The sequence below is a fragment of the Pseudoalteromonas sp. G5_S1_14_S5 genome (assembly GCF_054968605.1).
Genome location: NZ_JBQKUM010000258.1, coordinates 1 through 333 on the forward strand (window position 1 = coordinate 1; position 333 = coordinate 333).

A 333-nucleotide genomic window follows, 5' to 3' on the forward strand; every position below is an offset into this window, starting at 1 on the left:
CAAATAAACAATCTGGTCGTACTGAAAGGTTAACGACTTTGATAGTTTTCGAACGACCTGCCATGCAAAAATATCGTCCAAATCTGCGGATGTTTCTCTAATAGGACGGTGCATGTCTTTTGGGTAATTGGCGAGTTTAGCAAAGCGTTGATTGAAGTCCGTAATGAAGTAGGGAAGCCAGGCATTGGCCTCTTTGATGGTGTTAATGCCTTGTAGTCGCACCTCTTTAATGAGGCGGTCTTGAAGTGTTAGGTTCGCTCGTTCTACTCGGCCTTTCGCTTGTGAGCTGTTCGCACAGATTAATTCGATGCCAAGCTCTTTTAGTATGCGTCC

The 333-nt window shown here is 44.7% G+C and carries 1 pseudogene; it reads right to left on the reverse strand.

From position 1 onward, the window contains the following. Positions 1-333 (reverse strand): annotated as a pseudogene (locus tag ACTRWI_RS22800) (ISNCY family transposase); the annotation flags it as partial.